At 52.3% G+C, this 19,405-nt stretch carries 20 protein-coding genes and 1 pseudogene; 14 read left to right on the plus strand and 7 right to left on the minus strand.

Features of this window, described 5'->3' with window-relative positions:
* Positions 1 to 320: 320 nt before the first annotated feature.
* Positions 321 to 914 carry a helix-turn-helix domain-containing protein gene (locus CJP46_RS12740; protein ID WP_094595946.1) on the minus strand — a complete coding sequence of 198 codons (594 nt, stop codon included), beginning with the start codon at positions 912 to 914 and terminating at the stop codon, positions 321 to 323.
* A 313-nt stretch (positions 915 to 1,227) separates the two neighbouring features.
* On the opposite strand from CJP46_RS12740, the gene CJP46_RS12745 reads away from it, so the two are divergent.
* The 7 genes from CJP46_RS12745 to racE all read left to right on the plus strand — a co-directional run bounded on the left by CJP46_RS12745 (position 1,228) and on the right by racE (position 5,898).
* Positions 1,228 to 2,388: a polysaccharide deacetylase family protein gene (locus CJP46_RS12745; protein WP_094595947.1), complete on the plus strand. Its 1,161-nt coding sequence runs from the start codon at positions 1,228 to 1,230 to the stop codon at positions 2,386 to 2,388.
* A gap of 117 nt (positions 2,389 to 2,505) precedes the next feature.
* Positions 2,506 to 2,922 carry a phage holin family protein gene (locus CJP46_RS12750; protein WP_094595948.1) on the plus strand — a complete coding sequence of 139 codons (417 nt, stop codon included), beginning with the start codon at positions 2,506 to 2,508 and terminating at the stop codon, positions 2,920 to 2,922.
* Positions 2,923 to 3,010: 88 nt separating this feature from the next.
* The gene (locus CJP46_RS12755) at positions 3,011 to 3,298 is read left to right on the plus strand and encodes a Dabb family protein (RefSeq protein WP_094595949.1); all 288 of its coding nucleotides are present in this window, start codon (positions 3,011 to 3,013) and stop codon (positions 3,296 to 3,298) included.
* A 155-nt stretch (positions 3,299 to 3,453) separates the two neighbouring features.
* Positions 3,454 to 3,879 (plus strand): DUF86 domain-containing protein, encoded by a 426-nt coding sequence (locus CJP46_RS12760; RefSeq protein WP_094595950.1) that lies wholly within the window; start codon positions 3,454 to 3,456, stop codon positions 3,877 to 3,879.
* 189 nt (positions 3,880 to 4,068) lie between these two features.
* Positions 4,069 to 4,536: a hypothetical protein gene (locus CJP46_RS12765; protein WP_094595951.1), complete on the plus strand. Its 468-nt coding sequence runs from the start codon at positions 4,069 to 4,071 to the stop codon at positions 4,534 to 4,536.
* A gap of 3 nt (positions 4,537 to 4,539) precedes the next feature.
* The gene (locus tag CJP46_RS12770; RefSeq protein WP_094595952.1) at positions 4,540 to 4,875 is read left to right on the plus strand and encodes a YtxH domain-containing protein; all 336 of its coding nucleotides are present in this window, start codon (positions 4,540 to 4,542) and stop codon (positions 4,873 to 4,875) included.
* 210 nt (positions 4,876 to 5,085) lie between these two features.
* Complete coding sequence (racE, locus tag CJP46_RS12775) at positions 5,086 to 5,898, plus strand: glutamate racemase (protein ID WP_094596163.1); 813 nt, start codon at positions 5,086 to 5,088, stop codon at positions 5,896 to 5,898.
* A gap of 116 nt (positions 5,899 to 6,014) precedes the next feature.
* Here racE and CJP46_RS12780 read toward each other — a convergent pair whose 3' ends face one another.
* Together CJP46_RS12780 and CJP46_RS37100 are read right to left on the minus strand one after the other, a co-directional pair.
* Positions 6,015 to 6,572, minus strand: a complete 558-nt coding sequence (locus tag CJP46_RS12780; RefSeq protein ID WP_094595953.1) for a DEAD/DEAH box helicase family protein — start codon at positions 6,570 to 6,572, stop codon at positions 6,015 to 6,017.
* Positions 6,573 to 6,706: 134 nt separating this feature from the next.
* A pseudogene (locus CJP46_RS37100) lies at positions 6,707 to 7,163 on the minus strand (hypothetical protein); the annotation flags it as partial.
* A gap of 153 nt (positions 7,164 to 7,316) precedes the next feature.
* On the opposite strand from CJP46_RS37100, the gene CJP46_RS12790 reads away from it, so the two are divergent.
* The 5 genes from CJP46_RS12790 (at position 7,317) to CJP46_RS12810 (ending at position 10,868) form a co-directional block, all read left to right on the plus strand.
* Positions 7,317 to 8,516 (plus strand): M14 family metallopeptidase, encoded by a 1,200-nt coding sequence (locus tag CJP46_RS12790; RefSeq protein WP_094595954.1) that lies wholly within the window; start codon positions 7,317 to 7,319, stop codon positions 8,514 to 8,516.
* Positions 8,517 to 8,680: 164 nt separating this feature from the next.
* Positions 8,681 to 8,962: a hypothetical protein gene (locus tag CJP46_RS12795; RefSeq protein ID WP_094595955.1), complete on the plus strand. Its 282-nt coding sequence runs from the start codon at positions 8,681 to 8,683 to the stop codon at positions 8,960 to 8,962.
* A gap of 174 nt (positions 8,963 to 9,136) precedes the next feature.
* The gene (locus CJP46_RS12800) at positions 9,137 to 9,439 is read left to right on the plus strand and encodes an iron-sulfur cluster assembly accessory protein (RefSeq protein WP_094595956.1); all 303 of its coding nucleotides are present in this window, start codon (positions 9,137 to 9,139) and stop codon (positions 9,437 to 9,439) included.
* 135 nt (positions 9,440 to 9,574) lie between these two features.
* On the plus strand, positions 9,575 to 9,856 hold the full coding sequence (locus tag CJP46_RS12805) for a hypothetical protein (RefSeq protein ID WP_094595957.1): 282 nt from the start codon (positions 9,575 to 9,577) through the stop codon (positions 9,854 to 9,856).
* Between the two features lie 187 nt (positions 9,857 to 10,043).
* Positions 10,044 to 10,868 (plus strand): aldo/keto reductase, encoded by an 825-nt coding sequence (locus CJP46_RS12810; RefSeq protein WP_094595958.1) that lies wholly within the window; start codon positions 10,044 to 10,046, stop codon positions 10,866 to 10,868.
* A 91-nt stretch (positions 10,869 to 10,959) separates the two neighbouring features.
* Here the strand turns inward: CJP46_RS12810 and CJP46_RS12815 are convergent, their stop codons facing one another.
* Together CJP46_RS12815 and CJP46_RS12820 are read right to left on the minus strand one after the other, a co-directional pair.
* On the minus strand, positions 10,960 to 12,933 hold the full coding sequence (locus tag CJP46_RS12815; protein ID WP_094596164.1) for an LTA synthase family protein: 1,974 nt from the start codon (positions 12,931 to 12,933) through the stop codon (positions 10,960 to 10,962).
* A gap of 121 nt (positions 12,934 to 13,054) precedes the next feature.
* Positions 13,055 to 14,194, minus strand: a complete 1,140-nt coding sequence (locus tag CJP46_RS12820; protein ID WP_094595959.1) for a THUMP domain-containing class I SAM-dependent RNA methyltransferase — start codon at positions 14,192 to 14,194, stop codon at positions 13,055 to 13,057.
* 339 nt (positions 14,195 to 14,533) lie between these two features.
* Between CJP46_RS12820 and CJP46_RS12825 the strand changes: the two genes are divergently transcribed.
* Positions 14,534 to 15,130, plus strand: a complete 597-nt coding sequence (locus CJP46_RS12825) for an O-methyltransferase (protein ID WP_256992337.1) — start codon at positions 14,534 to 14,536, stop codon at positions 15,128 to 15,130.
* 50 nt (positions 15,131 to 15,180) lie between these two features.
* Here CJP46_RS12825 and CJP46_RS12830 read toward each other — a convergent pair whose 3' ends face one another.
* Together CJP46_RS12830 and CJP46_RS12835 are read right to left on the minus strand one after the other, a co-directional pair.
* Positions 15,181 to 16,446: an asparaginase gene (locus CJP46_RS12830; protein WP_094595960.1), complete on the minus strand. Its 1,266-nt coding sequence runs from the start codon at positions 16,444 to 16,446 to the stop codon at positions 15,181 to 15,183.
* Positions 16,447 to 16,896: 450 nt separating this feature from the next.
* Entirely contained in the window at positions 16,897 to 18,108 is a 1,212-nt protein-coding gene (locus CJP46_RS12835) for an MFS transporter (RefSeq protein WP_094595961.1), read from the minus strand.
* A gap of 210 nt (positions 18,109 to 18,318) precedes the next feature.
* Here CJP46_RS12835 and hemE point away from each other — a divergent pair, with 210 nt between their 5' ends.
* Positions 18,319 to 19,359, plus strand: coding sequence for a uroporphyrinogen decarboxylase (gene hemE / locus CJP46_RS12840; protein WP_094595962.1), 1,041 nt, complete (start codon positions 18,319 to 18,321; stop codon positions 19,357 to 19,359).
* Positions 19,360 to 19,405: the final 46 nt, after the last annotated feature.

The raw sequence follows: 19,405 nt of genomic DNA on the forward strand, positions 1-19,405 counted from the left end.
GCCAGAATCCCGTCAGGACGAAGACCGGTTAAGCCGAAAGACAAACTCGTTAAGAGGTTGTTCATCAGGCTACAGGTTTGATCTTCCGCTTCTGACTTTGACTTTCTTTGACCATCATTATACCTCACTAGAATCGCTTGTCAATAGTTTATTCGTTATTTTTAGTAAGTATATAGAAAAAGGTTCAAGCAAGTGCGTTTCGGCATGCTACGCGCAGGAAGTTTCGGCCCGCAGACAAGAAAAAAGCCCTGCCGTCCGGAGTGTCTCCGTAACAGCAGGGCGTACCGTGTATTATCAATGTTGTGAATGTTCCAGAAGTGTCATGATTCCTCGTTTTGCAAAATGCAGTCGGCAAACAAAATGAATTTCGGGATGCGGAAAAATTGTTCCGCCCGGTCCTGGAAGCTGGCTGACGGAAGCGTTCCTTGGTGCAGCCATTTCCGGAAAGTGCCCGGATGAATGTCCATCCATTCGCTGACGTCGCTGACGGACAAGTCGTGAACCATGCACAGTCCCGTTAGTATTTTGTTGCTGACAGGCGACCGGGTCAGCGTCCGGCGCATGAAGCGCGAAGAGGATGGCTGACAAATGATCGGACTTGTGGATGTGACGGTATGATTAAACAGAATGTGGTGCGGATAGCCCAGGTATTGGCATACCTTGTCCAGGTTCTTTTTTCCCGGGATCCGTCCTTCATACACCCAGGCGCTTACGCTTCGAGAAGAGACCGATATCTCCTCAGCCAGTTGGGAGAGCTTGATATCATTCGCCATCAGTACGGCCAGCAGCACGCGATTGCGGATTTGGCAGCGGGATGGCTTCCGGAAGCGTTTGACGCGGATTCCTTTTCCTAAGTATTTGCGATTGATCAGAGACCACGCCTGAATGGAATGCGGTTCTTGTTGTTTAGGCATATTTCCTCCGATGATTTTTCTTAAAATTCTACAATAGTTTCGGCTCCATTTTCAATAGTGCTATCGCCTGTTTCTATGAGGTCCCGGTTTTCGGCCCATTTTCCCGGGAATTTACGTTATCCCGTTGTCAAGTGAATAATAGGAACTATTTTTACACTTCAACCCCAAAATGCTTCCAATTCAGTCATCAAACTGTTACCGAATTGAAATTGAACTCGCCAGCCGAGAAGGGTACAATGCAAGGGTGCTAGATTACTAGATTCGCGTATCTACGACATCTTAGCCAAATCCGAGAGAAAAAGGTTGGTAGATTATGTTGAAAAAGAAGTTGCAATACTCGAAATGGCTCTTATCGTTCCTGATGATCTTTGGCACCGTCCTTTCGGCAGAAGGAGGGCTGGCTACGGCCGCGGGCAGCACGGCATCTTCCGTCAAGGCTTCTGTCTTCGTCGCCGTCAATGACAAACTGATCACTTACGACCAGCCCCAGCCGGTTATACATAACGGTACGCTGTTTGTACCCGTCGCATCTACCGTTCCCCAAATGAACGCTTCGGCGAAGTATGCCGCAGGCAAGCTGACCATTTCGCGCGGAAATCAAGCGCTGGTCCTGACGGTTCCGGGGAAGGACGCCATCCTGAAAAACGGAAGAACGCTCGTTTCCCTGCGCAAGCTGACCGATAAGTTCGGTTACCAAATTTCCTACAACGCCGCCCAGTCGCTGTACCGTGCGGTAAACAGCTCCGCCTCCTTGACAGATCATCAGCTGGCGCTGAAATATAGCACGTATATCAAGGAACACAAAATGACGGCTGCCCAGAAGCCTTCCACGGGGTCTGGCACTACGGCGCAGCAAGGCAGCAAAGTGATCTACATTACGTTCGACGACGGTCCGAATGCAGGAACGACCCGGCTGCTGGACGTGCTGGACCGGAATCAGGTGAAAGGGACCTTCTTTATGCTGGGAAATAACATCGCATCCCATCCGTCCGCAGTCCGCCGGATCGTAAGCGAAGGCCATGGGGTAGGACTGCACGGCATGAGCCATCAGAAGAACACGTTCTACGCTTCGCCTTCTTCTGCGCTGGGTGAGATGAACAACGATAACGACAAGCTCCACGCAGCCGCCGGCGTATACACGAAAATGATCCGTCCGCCTTATGGAAGCAAGCCGTATTTTACCCAGAGCTACCGGGATTTGACGGCCTCGTACGGTTACCATCTGTGGGATTGGAACATTGATTCGGACGACTGGCGCTACAAGAGCAATCCTCAGACGATCTATAACAACGTGCTGAGAGATGTGAAGGCCATGAAGAAGAGCGGGGTTACCCCGGTCGTGCTCTTCCATGACCAGACGGCGACCACGTCGATTCTGGACAAGCTGATCAAAGCACTGAAAGCCGAAGGCTACACCTTCAAGCCGCTGACCAACAGCACGCCGCCGGTCAACTTCTGGAATGACAAACGGTAAAGGCCATTCGCCCTGCAAATCTATGAAATAGGCTCCGATAGAAGATATCCGGCTTCGCAGAATCCTTTCTCCTTTCATACTCATATAAGAGATGGTAGGAAAGGAGGGGGCTCTGAGATGAATCAACTGGCTGTTAACGGCATCAGTGCGGTCGCTGGCGGAATTGTTACCGTTGCTCTAGGAGGGTGGGATCAGCTGCTTATGGTATTTCTGATCACCATACTCATCGATTATGCAACGGGGGTTCTGGCCTCCATCAAGGAAGGATCCGGCTTGGACAGCCAAGTCGGATTCTGGGGTCTCACCCGGAAAGCGCTGATGCTGCTCGTCATTGTCCTCGCGCACCAGATGGACGTGCTGATCGGCAGCGGAAGCGACGTCATCAAGACCGGAGCGATCTATTTTTACATGTCCAACGAATTAATATCGATAACGGAAAATTACGGACGGCTTGGCTTACCCCTGCCGGATAAGATCCGTCAGCTCATCGCCGTTTTGCGAAATAAAGATAAAGATGACGGGTCCGATATGTGACGGTTCTTCATGTTTCCTTTCCCTAAGGGGGAGGATATGGTATATTTTTCTCAGTACACTTTTCGAATGGGACAAGGAGCATGATACCATGATTAAGCATATCGTCTTCTTTAAATTAAAGGACAGATCACCGGAAAGTATTGAACGCACCGCCGCGGTCCTCCGTAATATGGAGGGGAAGATCCCGCAGCTCGTATCGATTGAGGTTGGACTCGACGTCATCCATTCGGAACGTTCTTTTGATATCGCGCTGGTGACGGAGCTTGCATCGTTAGAAGATTTGCAGGCTTACACGGTTCATCCCGAACACCAGATCGTGATCCGCCACATCAACGAAGTGAAAGACGTATCCGTGAGCGTGGACTACGAATTCTAAAGAATAGGAAGAATGGGACATGAGCGATTTAGAATATCCAATGGAGACCTTATTCCTGCTTATCGTGTTTATTGCGGCCTTGTTTGTGATGTTCTTCTGGCTGAAGCGCCGCGGAAAACGGGACAAATAAATTTCCACATCATGGAGGTAAGGCCGTGTATTACGTGAACCAGGAACAAATTCAGCGGCGTCTGGAAGCGATTCCGGACATCGTGGACGCATTGAAGCAGGCTGTTGGGAATTGGGATGGCGGGATCGTGTCCGGTTTCGTTCAGGAACGGGCGCTGCATTTGGCCATCGAGGTGGTGACCGACGTCGGCAGCTATTTAATCGACGGATTTATTATGCGCGACGCAAGCAGTTACGAGGATATCGTGGAAATTACGCATGAGGAGCGCGTCTTTGACGATGAAGTTTATGCCGTCCTGGCGGAACTGGTTGGTCTCCGCAAACCGCTAGTTCAGGAATATTATGAATGGGACCGGAGAAGTCTGCACAAGCTGACTCCGATTTTGCCGGACATTCTCGATAAGTTTTCCACGCAGGTACGTGATTATCTGAAGCAGGAGCTGGGTGTGTAATCCGGATTCCCGCCGCAGCGCCATAGTTTTAATAACAGGCCCGTCCATGGGAATGGACGGGTTTTTTAGTTTTTTCGGCAAGTTTTTTTAAAAATAGCGCCCATTTTGTGTCAAGACAACCTCGCCCTGCTTATAATACACCATCAACTAGGCATTAGCCCGGCTGGGGGCGAAGGGAGTGAAATTTTCATGGCGGAATGGGGCTATATACTCATCGCTTGCGGATTTATCATGTTCGCTGTTGTGGCAATGATCCTTCTACATACGCTGAGAAGAGTACTGCTGCGGGCGGAATCCGTTCTGGGAAAGGCGGGAGCCGACATGACACAGCTGGCTGCAGAATCGAAGGAGCTGCTGACTCAGGCAACTTCAACGCTGTCGCTTCTGCATGAGCGGGTGGAAGACATCGAACCGTTCAGCTCATCGCTGCGGCTGGCGGGCGAAACGCTAACCGGCACGCTGCAGCGGGTGGACTCGATTTCGAAGCTCGTCACCGATTCCGCCATGGAACGCCTGGAGAAAGCCCACCGCGAAAACGAGCTTCGGCTCGCGGAAGCGTTCCGGTGGCTGGATGTGGGACTGTCGGTATGGCAAACCTGGAAGCAGCAGGAGGCCTACCCGCCGGGATCGGTGCCTTCAAGCGAAAAGGAGAGATGAGACATGAAGGAAACAAATAAAAGCTTGCTGTGGGGCGCATTGGTCGGAAGTATTGTAGGTTCGGTAACCGCGCTGCTGCTCGCGCCGAAATCCGGGAAAGAACTGCGGCAGGATATTGCGGAAGGTGCACGCACGGTTGGCGGCAAGACCCAGGAATGGGCCGGCAAGGTGAAAGATACCGCAGGCAACGTCATCGCCGATATCCAGTCCTGGCGTAAATCCAATGCGGACGAAGCCGGCGAACTGGCCCAAATCTCCTCTTTCTCTGAAGAAACTGCTGGGGAGACCGGTGAGTTCGAAGACCTGGATTTGACAGGTGCTGAAGCGAAGCGGGACTAATCTGGAAGCAGACCATTCATTTAGGAACATTAGAGCGCAGGCCCACTCCTTGTGTTATCCGGGGAGCAGGGCCTGTTTTGTCATATTCCGGATGCTTCTTTTCGCGGTTGTCCGATAAATCGAAATGGGTTAAGATATGAGGTACGTTTTGTTGACGGTTGTCATATGGTACCAACAGAGAGAAGAAAACGAGAAGGAAGCGGTGTGTTCGTGCAGCAGGCAATTGCAATTTTAGACTCGGGTGTTGGCGGGCTCACCGTGGCCAAAGAAGTCATGAGACAGCTCCCACGGGAGAAAATCGTTTATTTTGGAGACACCGCCCGCACCCCTTACGGACCCCGTTCGTCCGATGAAGTGAGAAAATTTACGGAACAGATTGTCGACTTTCTGATCCAATTCGGTCCAAAGACGATCGTGATCGCCTGTAATACGGCTACAGCCGCGGCGCTTGACTATATTTCCGGGAAAGTGTCGATCCCTGTCATCGGGGTAATTCATCCCGGAGCCAGAGCCGCCATCAGTGCGACCAAAGCCGGGCAGGTGGGCGTCATCGGGACCGTCGGCACGATCCGCAGCGGAGCCTATACCACCGCGCTGCAGCAGCTGTCGCCTTATGTCAAGGTGGTCAGCCAGGCTTGTCCGGATCTGGTTCCGCTCGTGGAGCAGGGCTTGTTCCGCTCGGAAGAAACGACGGCGATCGTGAAGAGGTCGCTCGCGGGAATCAGCCAGACCGACATCGACTGTCTGATTTTAGGATGCACGCATTATCCCTTTTTGAAAGAAACGATCCAGGAAGTGATCGGCGGCAGCGTCAAGCTGATCAGCTCGGCTAACGAGACGGCCCGCGAGATCAGCACCATTTTGTATAATCAGGGGCAGCTTGCCAGCCGGGAGGAGAGCCCGGTCCATCAGTTTTTTTGCAGCGGCGACCCGGAAATGTTCAAACGGATCGCAAAGCTGTGGCTGGGAGAGCAAATTCGGCGGACGCCGGTCGTATGGCAGGTTTCCAGATTTGATGATTAAGGATTTCGGATGGTTCAAAATCCGTAAGCCACCTTCAGGGTGCCTTACGGATTTTTTAGTACGGCTATGTTAAATTCTAATGTTGATATTTGACCAAAAGAAAACCGCCTTCGTCATTATAAAGCGAATCTGTTCTTAATGATTTCAGCAACCTCACCAGCACTTAAATTCGAGTTGTTAATTCTGATGTAGTTTCCTCTTTTAATTTCTCCCTCGAAGGAGTTTAATCGATGTTGCTCCATTGTCTGTAATAGATCCTGTTCAGAACGAGTAACATTCCTTTTTGTTGGTTTGTGTTCAAGTCTGTGAGGAGTCTTGTTACGCTCAATTCTTTTCTCAAGATCGGCTTCAAGCTCAACAAAATACACTTCGCCAACTTTATCTTCGATTGTTTTGCAAATTTTATCAACGTAGTCCCAATCCTCATGCAAATCGAATCCCCATACATAAGTGAAAATCATTCCATACATATCACTATCAGCGGCGGCTTCAAATATGTCTTGACGAAATTTATTTACAAATCTCCACATTTCATGATTAAAACCGAATAGGGGAGCTAACATTTCAATTGTTACGTGATTGTGGAACAACTTTAGTTCAGTTACCTTCTCCAATTGATGTCCTACTGTCATTTTTCCTACCGCCTGCGGACCAAATATTATAACAAATTTCATTAAATCATCCCCTTGGAAGATATTTCAACAATACTATCACAATTTGAACAAGATTCGGAGCAGTTTTATTGAATTAGACTGCCCGTTAGCTTAACAAGAATAAGCAGAAAGCCGAAGTTTGGCATTCGTGTCGGTCACAGTAAATAGGCATGATTTGACCAACATATTTTTCTTATTTGATGCGGTATTCTCATATTCCCTGCTGTCTAAGTAACGAAACCAAGCCAAATAATGATGCGAATATTTAGTTGCAACACCGTTAAATCGATCCAACCATTTTTTCAAACGGCTGTGGTAGGCTTATACCACGATATTTCGCTTTGTCACCACGTTTACGTGGCCTGCGTTCGGTGATATTTCGCTTGCCTTTTTCCGAGTACAGAAAGTAAGTCTCATCCATCTCAACAATATCTTGAAATGCTTCGGTTGGAATCTAATTAGAGCAGAAAGAATCTTATGCCGCCAGTAAAACAAGGTGACATGCGTGACTTCATCGTTTAACTGCTCTGCACATTTTCTCGGAGAAAAGCCCTCAATCATGCATTCAATAAAACGAACCCAAATATGAGGACTTCTCGTGCGTTGCAGAGGGATCCATTTCAATTTATATAGACATTTTTTTTCGAAAAAGGAAGCAGGGAGTAATGGGCCACTCTTACCGCATGGGCCAAGTTCATTGAGGCATACAATGTTACGGATGGTGATGATGACTGCGGTCCGAGTCCCGCGGAAAGGAACGATGCCATGCAGCAATATATCGTGAAGAAAGGCGACACCCTGAAACGCATCGCCGCAAGCAAGGGGTTATCAGCGAGTCATATTATCAATGCCAACCCTTGGGCGTCCGACCAGCCCTATTTAATCCCGGGGCAGATGCTCTACCTTCCTTCTTCTCCGCGGAGAAGGTATGCCATTCAGGCCGGCGATACGCTGGATCGCATCGCTGCAACTTTTCAAACCCGGGAAGAGGCGATCATGGATATGAACCCCGGCATTTCACCGTATGTTCTTCCGGAAGGGCGCGTCCTGGTGCTTCCATCGGCCGAACGGACCGGGATCGTCCAGATTATGGGAGAGTACGGTTACCGTCAGCTGAAGGATGATATCCGGCAGCTGGCGGCGTTCTATCCAGCAATCGAAACCGGGTCGATTGGAGAGAGCGTGTTGGGGAAACCTATTCCGTACCTGAAAATCGGGGAAGGCGAAAAACATATACATGTGAACGCTTCCATTCACGCGAATGAATGGATTACGACGCCCTCCGTCATGCGTTTTGTCGAGGAATTCGCCTGCAGTCTGCAATCCGGGCAGCGCTGGAACGGCTACGATCCCGCGCAGTGGTTCCAGCAGTGCACGCTCTGGGTCGTCCCGATGGTCAATCCGGACGGCGTGGAGCTGGTACAGGAAGGGATTCATCCCGGCCATCCGTATTACGGGCAGCTGACGGAGTGGAACGGCTGCCGCCGCGACTTCCGGCACTGGAAGGCCAACATCCATGGCGTGGACCTGGGCGATCAGTTCCCGGCCCATTGGGAAGAAGAGGTTCAAAGGCGGGGCAAGCGGTCTCCGTCTCCCCGGGATTACCCTGGCACGGCGCCGCTGACGGAGCCGGAAGCAGCGGCACTGGCGGCTTTCACGCTGGAGACGTCGCCCGATGCCGCCGTATCCCTACACAGCCAAGGGCAGGAGATTTACTGGAATTACCGCAATTATGAGCCCAAGGAGAGCCGGGAGTGGTCACGCCGCCTGGGCCAGGTCAGCGGCTACCGCCCCGTGAAGCTGGAAGGCAGCGACGCCGGCTATAAAGATTGGTTTATCCAGCATTTCCGGCGTCCGGGCTTTACCGTCGAGGTCGGTCTGGGTAAAAATCCGCTTCCGCTTGAGGATTACGATCAAATCAGCCTGGATGTGGGTTTGGTTCTGGCTGAACTGATGTCAATGTGAAAAAATAATGAAACATTTTCTGCAAGATTACGTATGATATGATTAAGGGAGCGGACGCTGTGTTAGTTTTAAAGAGACCGGCGATCGTTTCCTTTTTGCGTGAGAGCTCGTCCCTGTTTGGATGGATTCGTCACCTATGTACACAAGAAAAAGGAGGGAAAGGCATGAAATGGAGAAGATTGCTGTCGCTGCGGCGCTGGTCCCATATGTTCTCCCGGATTTGGCGCTATCTGATGTCGCCTCATGTGGGCACCTTGGACAAGCTGCTGTTTCTCGTCCCGGTGGTGCTGTATTGGGTGCTGCCCGACGTTATGCCGTTTATCCCGATTGACGATATTGGTGTCACGATGCTGATGACGGGATGGTTTGTCTCCCGGATGGATAAGAAATACCCCGGTCTGCTGGACGGTGGTGTGATTCATCCGCCCAAGGGCCCGACGCGCTGAGGCTTCTTGCCATCCTAAATCTGATACAGTACAATTTATAGTTACAGATAGAATGAACTCAAGAAATTCATGTTGAAGAGCTTGGAGTAAGCTGTTACAACAGGGTTCAATTCGGAACTTGAGTTCAATCTATACAGTATGAAAAACTGACCTTACCTATAGGAGATGTAGCCGATGAAATGCAAAATTACCCGCAATGCGGCCAAGGTGCTTAAAAAGGAACTCGAGAAGGATGAAAACCGCGATCTGAAGCTTCGCGTACTCGTGACGCATGCCCACGGCGACCATGCGCATTACGGCCTGGATATGGACAAGGCTAAGGACCAGGATGAAATCGTGAGCACCGATAAGGAAATCGATGTGCTTCTGGACAAGAACGAGCCGCTTCTTGACGGTGTCAAAATCGACTATTTGTATTTCCCGCAGGAAGGCTTTGTGATCACCAACCCTTCTAAAGGTAATCACGGCGACCACTAAGGCGGTCAATTTCCGAACCATCGGACAGGTAACCGGTGGAAAATGGTGGATTTCCGGATCGCTGCATAGTTCCGCTGCTCCCATACCATTCTAAGGACGGGTAGGAACTTTGTAGTGAAGGGAGAGCAACTGTTCATGACAACACGTTACGATTCCAGTCTGCAATCACAAAATTCGGTTTCCCAGGCTCAAAATGCGGTGGAGAAGCTCCACAATGCGGTTTCCTCGGCTTTGTCCCATCCGACGGAGCAAATGGTCGAGCAGGCGCAGAACCGCCTGGCTCACACGGAACAGGCCGTGCGTCAAGCCGGCCTGGCGGATAACCATCAAGCCGTAGAATTGGCTGAAGAAATGCTGGCCGAGGAGAAGGGCCGTTTGGCGTCGCTGGCGTCCGAACATGGGAAATCGAAGGCGTAGGTTCCTGTCAGAACCCGCGAAGCGCAGCTGCGCTTTGCGGGTTTTTTTGTATACCCGTCTTTGCGGCAGGTCAATGGATTCGCCCTTGCAGCATGCATAGGGCTTTTTTGGGACTCATCCCTGATTATGCTATAATGGGGCGAAGTCTTCTTTAGTGCTCATTATTTCATAGGAAGGTTGTGAGAGTATGAAACACATTACCGATTGCACCATCCTGAATAACGGAGTTACGATGCCATGGCTGGGACTGGGTACCTTCAAGGCCCAAGGGGACGATGTGTACAAGGCGGTAAAGCTGGCGCTGGAGATCGGCTACCGCAGCATCGATACCGCGAAGGCATATGGCAACGAGGAAGAAGTGGGCCGCGCCATAGCAGAGAGCGGCATTCCGAGAAGCGAGATTTTCGTCACGACCAAAGTGTGGAATGACGACCAGGGCTTCGATTCAACGCTCCGGGCCTTCGAAGGCAGCCAGAAGCGGCTCGGCCTCGAGGTGATCGACCTGTACTTGATTCATTGGCCCGGCAAAGACAAATTCAAAGATACGTGGAAGGCGATGGAGCGCCTGTATAAGGAAGGTCGGATCCGCGCCATCGGCGTCAGCAACTTCCTCGTTCACCATCTGAAGGACCTGCTGCAGGACAGCAGGACTGTCCCTGCCGTGAACCAGGTGGAGCTGCACCCGCGGCTGATCCAGCAGGAATTGCAGGATTTTTGCGGCGCTCAGGGAATCCAGCTCGAGGCATGGAGTCCATTGATGCAGGGTAAGCTGACCGAAGATTCGACGCTGGCGGGCATCGCGCAGAAGTACGGCAAAACGCCGGCACAGGTCATCCTGCGCTGGAATATCCAGAACAAGATCGTCACGATTCCGAAGTCGGTCACCCCATCCCGAATACGCGAGAATGCGGACATCTTTGATTTCGAGCTGTCGTCCGACGAAATCAGGAAGATCGACAGTCTGAATCAGGACCGCCGCGTCGGCAGTGATCCGGACAAGTTTCTTTTCTAAAAGGGACAGGCTTAGACAGGATTAACGAATCTTTCAACATAAGCATTGCTATCATCTTTTGTATACGATAAAACAACAAAACCCGGACTCCTTAAGGAGTTCCGGGTTTTTCACTTTGCTTAAGCTTAGGGACCAGGTCGTACTGGACGATTTCATCGGAAATGTGCAGCTCGTTCTTCGCTCGGTCGTATCCGGCACGGCAGGCGCTCACATCGACTGTTTTGCCGGTCCCCAGATTATAGCAGCTGCCATCCTTGAACATGCCGCTTTGGGAGGGGATGTAAAACCGTTTGCCGTCCGTATACGCTCCACTGCGCAGGGTGACGAACCGGTCTTTACCGTCAAACAGGTCATTTCCCATCATGTACTGCGACTTGGCAGATATACCCAGCAGGTGCAGGAGTGACGGCGCCATGTCGAGCTGTCCGGCGGGTTTGTCATACACCCCTGCGCCGTCACCGTCCGGCAGATGAACGAGGAGAGGCACTTCGTTCATGATCTGCTCCATGTCCAATTCGTTCAGGCTTTTGCCCAGAAACTTCTCATAGAGGGCTTTGTCCTTCACCGAATTATCATGATCCCCATAGATATACAGGATGGTATGATCCCACAGTCCGTCCTGCTTCAGCCGTTCCACCAATTGGCCGAGCGCTGCGTCCACATAGTGAATCGACTGCAGGTAATCCCCAAAGACGGTTCCGTCGAACTCGCCGACATTCAGCTCCTGCACATCGTCCGGTAGCGAGAACGGATGGTGGGAGGAGAGCGTGATCAGAAACGAATAGAACGGTTGCGGAAGCTGTTCAATCTTGCTCAGGGATTGCCCGAAAAAAGATTTGTCTCCTAGCGACCAGCCGAGAGGCTCGTCGATGTCGTAATCCTTTTTGCTGAAAAACTGGTCGTAGCCCAAATTGTCGTACATCGCGTTCCGGTTCCAGAAGCTGCCGTCGTAGGCATGGAATGCATTCGGCGTATAGCCATGCTCCTTCAGGATCGCCGGAAGTGAGTTAAACTGATGATTGGCATAGCGGATAAACACCGAGCCGTACGGAACCGGATGCAGCGAAGTCTGGGATGAGAAATCCGCATCGGAGGTTCTGCCCTGGCCGGTTTGATGATAATAATGGCTGAAGTACATGCTTTCCTTCATCAGACGGTTAAAATTCGGCGTGATTTCCTGACCGCCGATCTGCTTGCCGATCATGAAATTCATAAATGCCTCGGTCTGTATGACCATGACGTTGCTACCCTTGTACTTGCCGAACATGGCGTCGTTCTCCGAACGCGACCCATCTTTGTCATCGAACCAGTTCTGCACTTTGTCGACTTCGCCCTGGGCAAGCACAGGTTTGGGTCCCAAATGCTCTTTTCCGAAGCGGTAGGCATCGTATACATGAAATCCGAGCAGCCCGGTTACGTTATAAAGTGATAAGTTCCACCAATTTCCGGTAAAGAGACCGACAGCGTAGTAATCGATATAGAACTTCAGCGGGGCAAAGGTTACGACGCACCCGATCACCAGGGCGACGATTCCGGATGAGAAACGGCGTGCAAACCCGGCTTTCCGGGTTGACGGTTTGCCGATGGTGTAGTTCAGCGCCCCATGTGCCGGACTTCGCAATCCTAGAGGCTTCCATACCGTGAAGACAGCCAGCAGCAGCCAATCCGCGGCAAACGACAGATCACTCCAATGAAGCAGCGTCATGATGCTGTCCCCGAGGGAGTCCACTTGACCGGCCTGCATCATCACCGTGACGGTGACCAGATCCTGAAAATAACGGTAGTACACCAAGTCGGTATACATCAGCGCTGTAAGCACCAGATTAACGACGATAAGTGCGATCCGCTGCCCGCGCCGCGGAAGCCATAAGGTCCAGAACGAAACGAGAATCAGGGAGCCGAGGCCGATAAAAAAGTCCAGCGGGTTGAAATCGATTTTGCTGATATGAAGTTTAAAATGGAAAAGAAGCAGCTTATACATCATGAACAGTATAAACAAGCTGTATACGAAGTAACGGGAGCGGATAAACCGCCCGAAGCCGCCATTTGAAGAGTGTCTGGACATGCTGTATGAGAAATTCAAATTGGACAACCTCCTGCTGTAGCATGTATTGGATGATGATAGGGCGTAAAGCCATATAGGAGCTGTCCAAGTGGACAGCTCCTGACAAAGCGGCAGCGGATTTTTAGGAACGGCGGGGCGGAAGAGGCCCTAAAAATTGATAATACTGGCATTCGATGCGGCCATTGTACAGCTTCCGCCGCTTGTCGGCCTTCCGGCCAAAGTAATGCTCGAACTGTTTGGTCGGGCTTATGGCAAAGAACGACCACGTCGGCAGCTGATTGGCTGTATGCCCCAACGTGCGGATAAGCTTCTCGACTTCGGTCTTCTCGCTGAGCCGTTCCCCGTATGGGGGATTGGTGATCAGGCAGCCATACTCCCCTTCTGGATGCGCCTTGGCGGCGGGGAGGACCCGGAAATCGATCTCGCCTGCAAGGCCTGCGCTCTTGGCGGCCGCTTGGGCCACTTCAATCGCCTTCGGATCGATGTCGCTGCCCGTCAGCTGGAGCGGCTCATTGTCCTGCACCGAATCGAACGCTTCCTCGCGTGCCTCACTCCACAGCTCCTCGGGAATGATCGGCCAATGCTCCGAAGGGAAGGACCGGCGCAGACCCGGCGCAATGTTCCAGCCGAGGAGGGCCGCTTCAATCAGGATCGTGCCGGAGCCGCAGCACGGATCATACAGCGGCCGCGAAGGGTTCCACCGGCTCAGCTGCAGTAAGGCTGCGGCCATCGTCTCCTTCAACGGGGCTTCGGTGACCAGCTTGCGGTATCCCCGCTTGTGCAGGGCTGGCCCGGTCGTATCCAGTGTCAGCAGCGCTACGTCCTTGAGCAGATTGACTTCGATGACATACCGCGGACCGTTCTCCTGGAACCACTCGGTATGGTAGCTTTGCTTCAGCTTTTCAACGATCGCTTTCTTGACGATGCCCTGACAGGCGGGCACGCTGCTGAGCTGGGAGTGATGGGAGCGCCCTTCCACGGGGAACTCCCCGTTCGCCGGAATCCAGTCCTGCCAGGGCAGCGCTTTGGTCCCTTCAAACAATTCGTCAAACGTCTTGGCTGGGAATTCTCCCAACTTGACGAGGATGCGGTCGGATGTCCGGAGCCATAAGTTGCAGCGGCAAATATCCTTGTAATCTCCGGTAAAAGTAACCCTTCCGTTCTCGACGATAACGTCGTTGTAGCCTAATTCCTTCAACTCGCGCGCGACGATGGATTCGAGGCCCATCGGGGCGGTTGCAATCAACTGCAGTTCTGGCATGGTGCGCGTTCAACTCCATTATTCTTGTAGACCACCGTAAAAACTCATACAATGATGGTAGATCCTGCAGCAGCGTGCTGATGCGGATCTTTGTTAAGATATCAGAAAGGAAAAAACTTCGGAGACTCGATACTTCTTTATATCGCAAGAAAAACTTCCGATAAAAGCGGTCTCTCTTCTAAGAATGTACGTCGATAGACGTTTTTCTCATCATCCTCACATTATAGGATAATGTAAAGTTAATCACAAACATTTGTGTTCATTACGTAAAAATTGCCGGGTTCGGTAGGGAAAAGGGGAAGTAGGAAATTGAATCCAGAACAATACGCAGACCATTTTATCGAAAATGACGAGGTCCTGAATCGGGTCAAGCAGATGACCGCCGAGAAAGGCATGCCCGAAATCGCCATCGCACCGGGCTACGGACGGCTTCTGACGCTGCTGGTCAAGGCGACTGGGGCGGCCCGCGTCCTGGAAATCGGGGCGCTGGGCGGGTATAGCGGCATCTGTCTCGCCCGGGGGCTTGCGCCGGAAGGGACGCTCACCTCGCTGGAGCTCAAGCAGGAATTCGCGGACGTCGCGCGGGCCAATTTGAGCGAAGCCGGATTCGGCGGCCAGGTGGAGTACCGGATCGGACCGGCGCTGGACAGCCTTGCACAGCTGAAGGCGGAGGGGCAGCGGTTCGACTTTTTCTTTATCGATGCCGATAAGGAGAACTATCCGAACTACCTGGAGTATGCGATCGAGCTGGCCAATCCGGGTGCGCTGATCGTGGGCGACAACACCTTTCTGCGGGGGCGGACCCTCAATTCCGACAAAAACGGTCCTTCGGTGCAGGCGATCCGCCGCTTCAACGAAACGATGGCGACCGACGACCGGTTGATCGGAACCATTCTCCCAGCTTATGACGGGCTGGCGGTGGCCATGGTCAAATAAACAGCAGGAAGCCCGATCCAAAGGCAGTTTTGGATCGGGCTTTTGCATGCTTATTCGATTTCCGTGACTCCGTAGGTCGTAAACCACGACTTGACCGCTTCAAAGTCGCTGCTGAAGGACAGGCAGAGCATCAGCAGAATCCGAGCCTGTTGTGGACTTAAGTTGTCCCCGGAAATGATTCCTTTGCCGCCGCCGTAGACGCTGCCGGAACCGGTACGGGTTGTGGTGACGAAGACCACGCCCTGCTCTATCGCTTTGCTGCGCGCCTTGCTCATACCGGATGAAATGCCTCCGGCTCCGGTGCCGGCGGTAACGATGCCTTTGGCCCCAGCGTCGGTGAATCCTTCGATGGCCTCACCACCTGCGTCTTGATAGGAATAGGCGATTTCTGTTTTCGCCAGATCGGTCTTTTTAATTTTGGAGAGGTCGAAGATCGGCTTGCCTTTGCCAACTCCAAGCAGGGCCCGCTCCGGAGCCCGATAAATGCGGATGGTCGATTCGTCGATATAACCGACGGCTCCAAGCATCGGCGTCTCAAAGGTGTCGACGCGGTAATCGTTCGTTTTTGTGACCCCGCGGGCGAGGTTGATCGTGTCGTTCAGCATGAGGACGGTGCCGAATGAGGCGGTCCGGCCGCTGGCCGACAGCTTGATGGCATTGTACAGGTTGGCTTTGGCATCGGAGCCGACGACCGTCCATGGCCGCATGGAGCCTGTAATGACGACTGGCTTGTCGCTTTGGACGGTCAGATCCAGGAAGTAGGCGATTTCCTCCATCGTGTCGGTGCCGGAAGTCACGACGACGCCGTCGTAAGTTTTGAGCGCTTCATCCACGGAGCGGGACAGATCGTACAGATCGGCCATCGAATACGCGGAGGAGCCCGAGTTGCCGAATTGAAGCGTTTCGACGTCGGCGATTTTTTGCTTGTCCGGAAGCTCGCTTACCATTTGCGCGATGGGTATGCTGCCCGCTTTGTAATTTTGAAAGCTGGTCTGGTCGACGGACTGCCCGGCGATGGTGCCGCCCGTGGCAATGACCAGCACGTTTGGCAGCTTGGAAGCCTTGTCGGCATCCGTGATCGGCGGGATGGCCGTGTTGCGTGCCGGGGCGGTTGTTCCGGTTGTCGTTGTGGTCGTGGTTGCAGGCAAGGTTGCCGCTGCAGGAGTGCTAGCTGTTGCATTCACCGCTGCGGTTACCGAATTTGTTGCCGCTGCCGCGTCAGCGAATACGCTGCCTGCCGGTGCGGCGAAGAGGGATAGTGCCGCCAGCGCAGATGCATGAACCAGGGACCACTTGCCGAGTTTTCTTTTCTCCATCAATCGATCAGCTCCTTAATTACATGTAATGGTTATGTAATGAAATCTAAGCTGATCATAATTCGTGTTAGAATATATGACAAATCTAACAATGGAATGTGTAAGCGTTTATTTTCAGAGGAAATGGTAGATAATAACCTGTTTTATTGAAAAAATGTCGAAGTTTATGGTGGATATCGGAATTCTAATTCAGCAAAAACAGCGTAAAATTGGTCCTAGGAGCATTGGTTTATGTTAAATTATATTACATTAATCGGAAGTGGGACTATTGTTAGGGGAAACGAAAACTTGCCAGGGGAGTTCGTCGTGGAGATTTCTTTTCCGGGTTAGGCCTGCGGAACGTTTTTGGTTAGCGTTGGTTACTTGCGGCCATTCGGCTGGAAGAAAAAAGACGGCCGCAGGTCACTCGTGTGACTCTGCAGCCGTCCCTTTCCCGCCAACGCCGGTAGTTCAGCGGTACTGCGGCGTGTTGCTGCGCTTGTACAGCTTCAGCCGCACCCAGACCATATTAAGCAGCAGCAGGCTGCCGGAAATGATGAACAGTCCTTCGATGCCGATAAATCCCGACAGGAATCCGCCGACGAGCGCGCCTAGCATATTGCCGAGCGCCAGCGTGCTTGTGTTGAAGCCGAACGCCCGGCTTTCCATACCTCCCGGCGTGTAGGAGCGGATGAGGGCATTGACGCTGGGCAGCAAGCCGCCCATGAAGATGCCCATCAGGAAGCGGACGAAGATCAGCTGCCATACGCTCTGCACGAACGCTTGCGGGATCAGGCACAGTCCCGCGCCGATCAGGGCGTAGGTCAGTATGCGGTGGGCACCGACCTTGTCGCTGAAGCGCCCGAGGATCGGGGAGGTGATCATATTGGACAATCCCGTTACGGCGCTGACTACGCCTGCCCAGAAGGCGATGTCAACGGAGGATCGGTGCAGCTTCTCCACGTACAGCGGCAGGAGCGACATGGGGCTCATCATTGCGAACTGGAGCAGAAACGTCACCGCGAACAGCGCGGGCAGCTGCGGTATGCGGACCAGCTCCTTGAAGCCTTCAAGCACCGATACCTGCGGCGCATGGGCGGCCTTTTCCCGGTTGAAATTTTCCTTGACGAGGAACAGCGCCAGCAGGGAAGCGGCGAAGATGAGCATGCCGATAATGTAGAAGATCGGACGGAAGCCGATCAGGTCGGCCAAGCCTCCGCCGATCAACGGCCCGAGAATCGTTCCGGCGACCGATCCCGACTGCATGATCCCCATTGCAAATCCCATCCGTTCCTTCGGGGTCGTGCTCGACACGAGCGAGATGGATGCCGGATTGAAGCCGGAGATCGTGCCGTTCAGCAGGCGCAGCAGCAGCAGCTCCCACGGATTCCGGGCAAAACCCATCAGCACGATGACGATGGCCATCCCGAAGCCGGAGCGCAGCAGCATGATTTTTCGGCCGTACCGGTCCGACAGTTTTCCCCATAAAGGTTGAAAAATAAATGAGGTCATGAAGTTGGCCGCAAAAATAAAGCCCGCCCAGAGGCCGATTTCGTGCTCACCCTGCACCCCCAGATCTTTAGCAAGATACAGGGACAGGAACGGCGTGATCATCGTCATCCCGGAATTGACCAGAAATTGGCCGAACCAAAGCACAATGAGGTTGACCTTCCACGGTTTCAATGTGCTTGCACTTCCTTTCTAAGTTGACTGAAATGAATGATAGAAAAAAATTGAAAAAACACAGTTTTACCAGTATAGCACATTTCGAAAATGTCTTATGTTAAAGATGTCATACGATTGTCATCAGATGTCAGGGTACGGCGGTTGTTACTTACTTTTAAAAAGGGCATAATAGAAATCAGAGAATTTTATAGATATGGAGGCCTATTCGTGACCTATAATGATACGTTGATCCGCGCCAGTTACAAGCAGGAAGTCAGCCATGTTCCTGTTTGGTACATGAGACAAGCGGGTCGCTATGATCCGGAATACCGTAAGATTAAGGAAAAGTATTCGCTCTTGGAAATTTGCCGTCAGCCCGAGCTTGCGGCCGAAGTGACGATGATGCCCGTGCGCAAGCTTGGCGTGGACGCGGCCATTCTGTATTCGGACATTATGAATCCGGTCGCATCCCTGGGAGTCGATTTTGACATCGTTAAAAATATCGGGCCGGTCATAGATAATCCAATCCGGACTGCGGCCGATGTGGAGCGTCTGCGTCCGATCGACGTGGACAAGGATCTCAGCCACATTATGGAGACGATTCGCATCCTCGACAAGCAGCTGGACGTTCCGCTGATTACGTTTGCGGGAGCTCCGTTTACGATTGCCAGCTATCTGATTGAAGGGCGTCCTTCGAAGAGCTATATTCTCACGAAAACGATGATGTACAGCCAGCCCGAGGTTTGGCATCAGCTGATGAACAAACTGGGGGACATGGTTATTACTTATGTGCGTGCGCATATCAAGAACGGCGGCAAGGCGTTCCAACTGTTCGACAGCTGGGTGGGGGCGCTCGCGCCGAAAGATTTCGAGAAATTCGTACTACCTACCATTAACCGTATCTTTGCCGAACTTTCGGATTTACATGTACCTAAAATCTATTTCCCGGGCGTCAGCTCCGGCGAGCTGCTGCCGACGCTGACAGAGCTGCAGGCGAACGTGATCGGGCTTGACTGGAGAGTATCGATTGCCGAGGGACGGAAGCGGACCGGCGGGAAATTCGCGGTTCAAGGTAATCTGGATCCTTATGTGCTGACCGCGCCGATGGACGTCATCAAGCGGTATGCCAAAGAGATTATCGATCAAGGCGTTCAGGAGCCGGGTTATATTTTCAACCTGGGTCACGGCCTGTTCCCCGAAGCTTCGTTGGATAAGCTGAAGGAATTGACGGATTATATTCATGAATATTCGGCAACCCTTCTCCGCTAGGAGATCTTTTCTTCATGGAAGAACCGATATATAAAGAAGAGGTGAG

Origin of the sequence: Paenibacillus sp. XY044 (assembly GCF_002257645.1) — a bacterium.
GTDB lineage: Bacteria > Bacillota > Bacilli > Paenibacillales > Paenibacillaceae > Paenibacillus_AQ.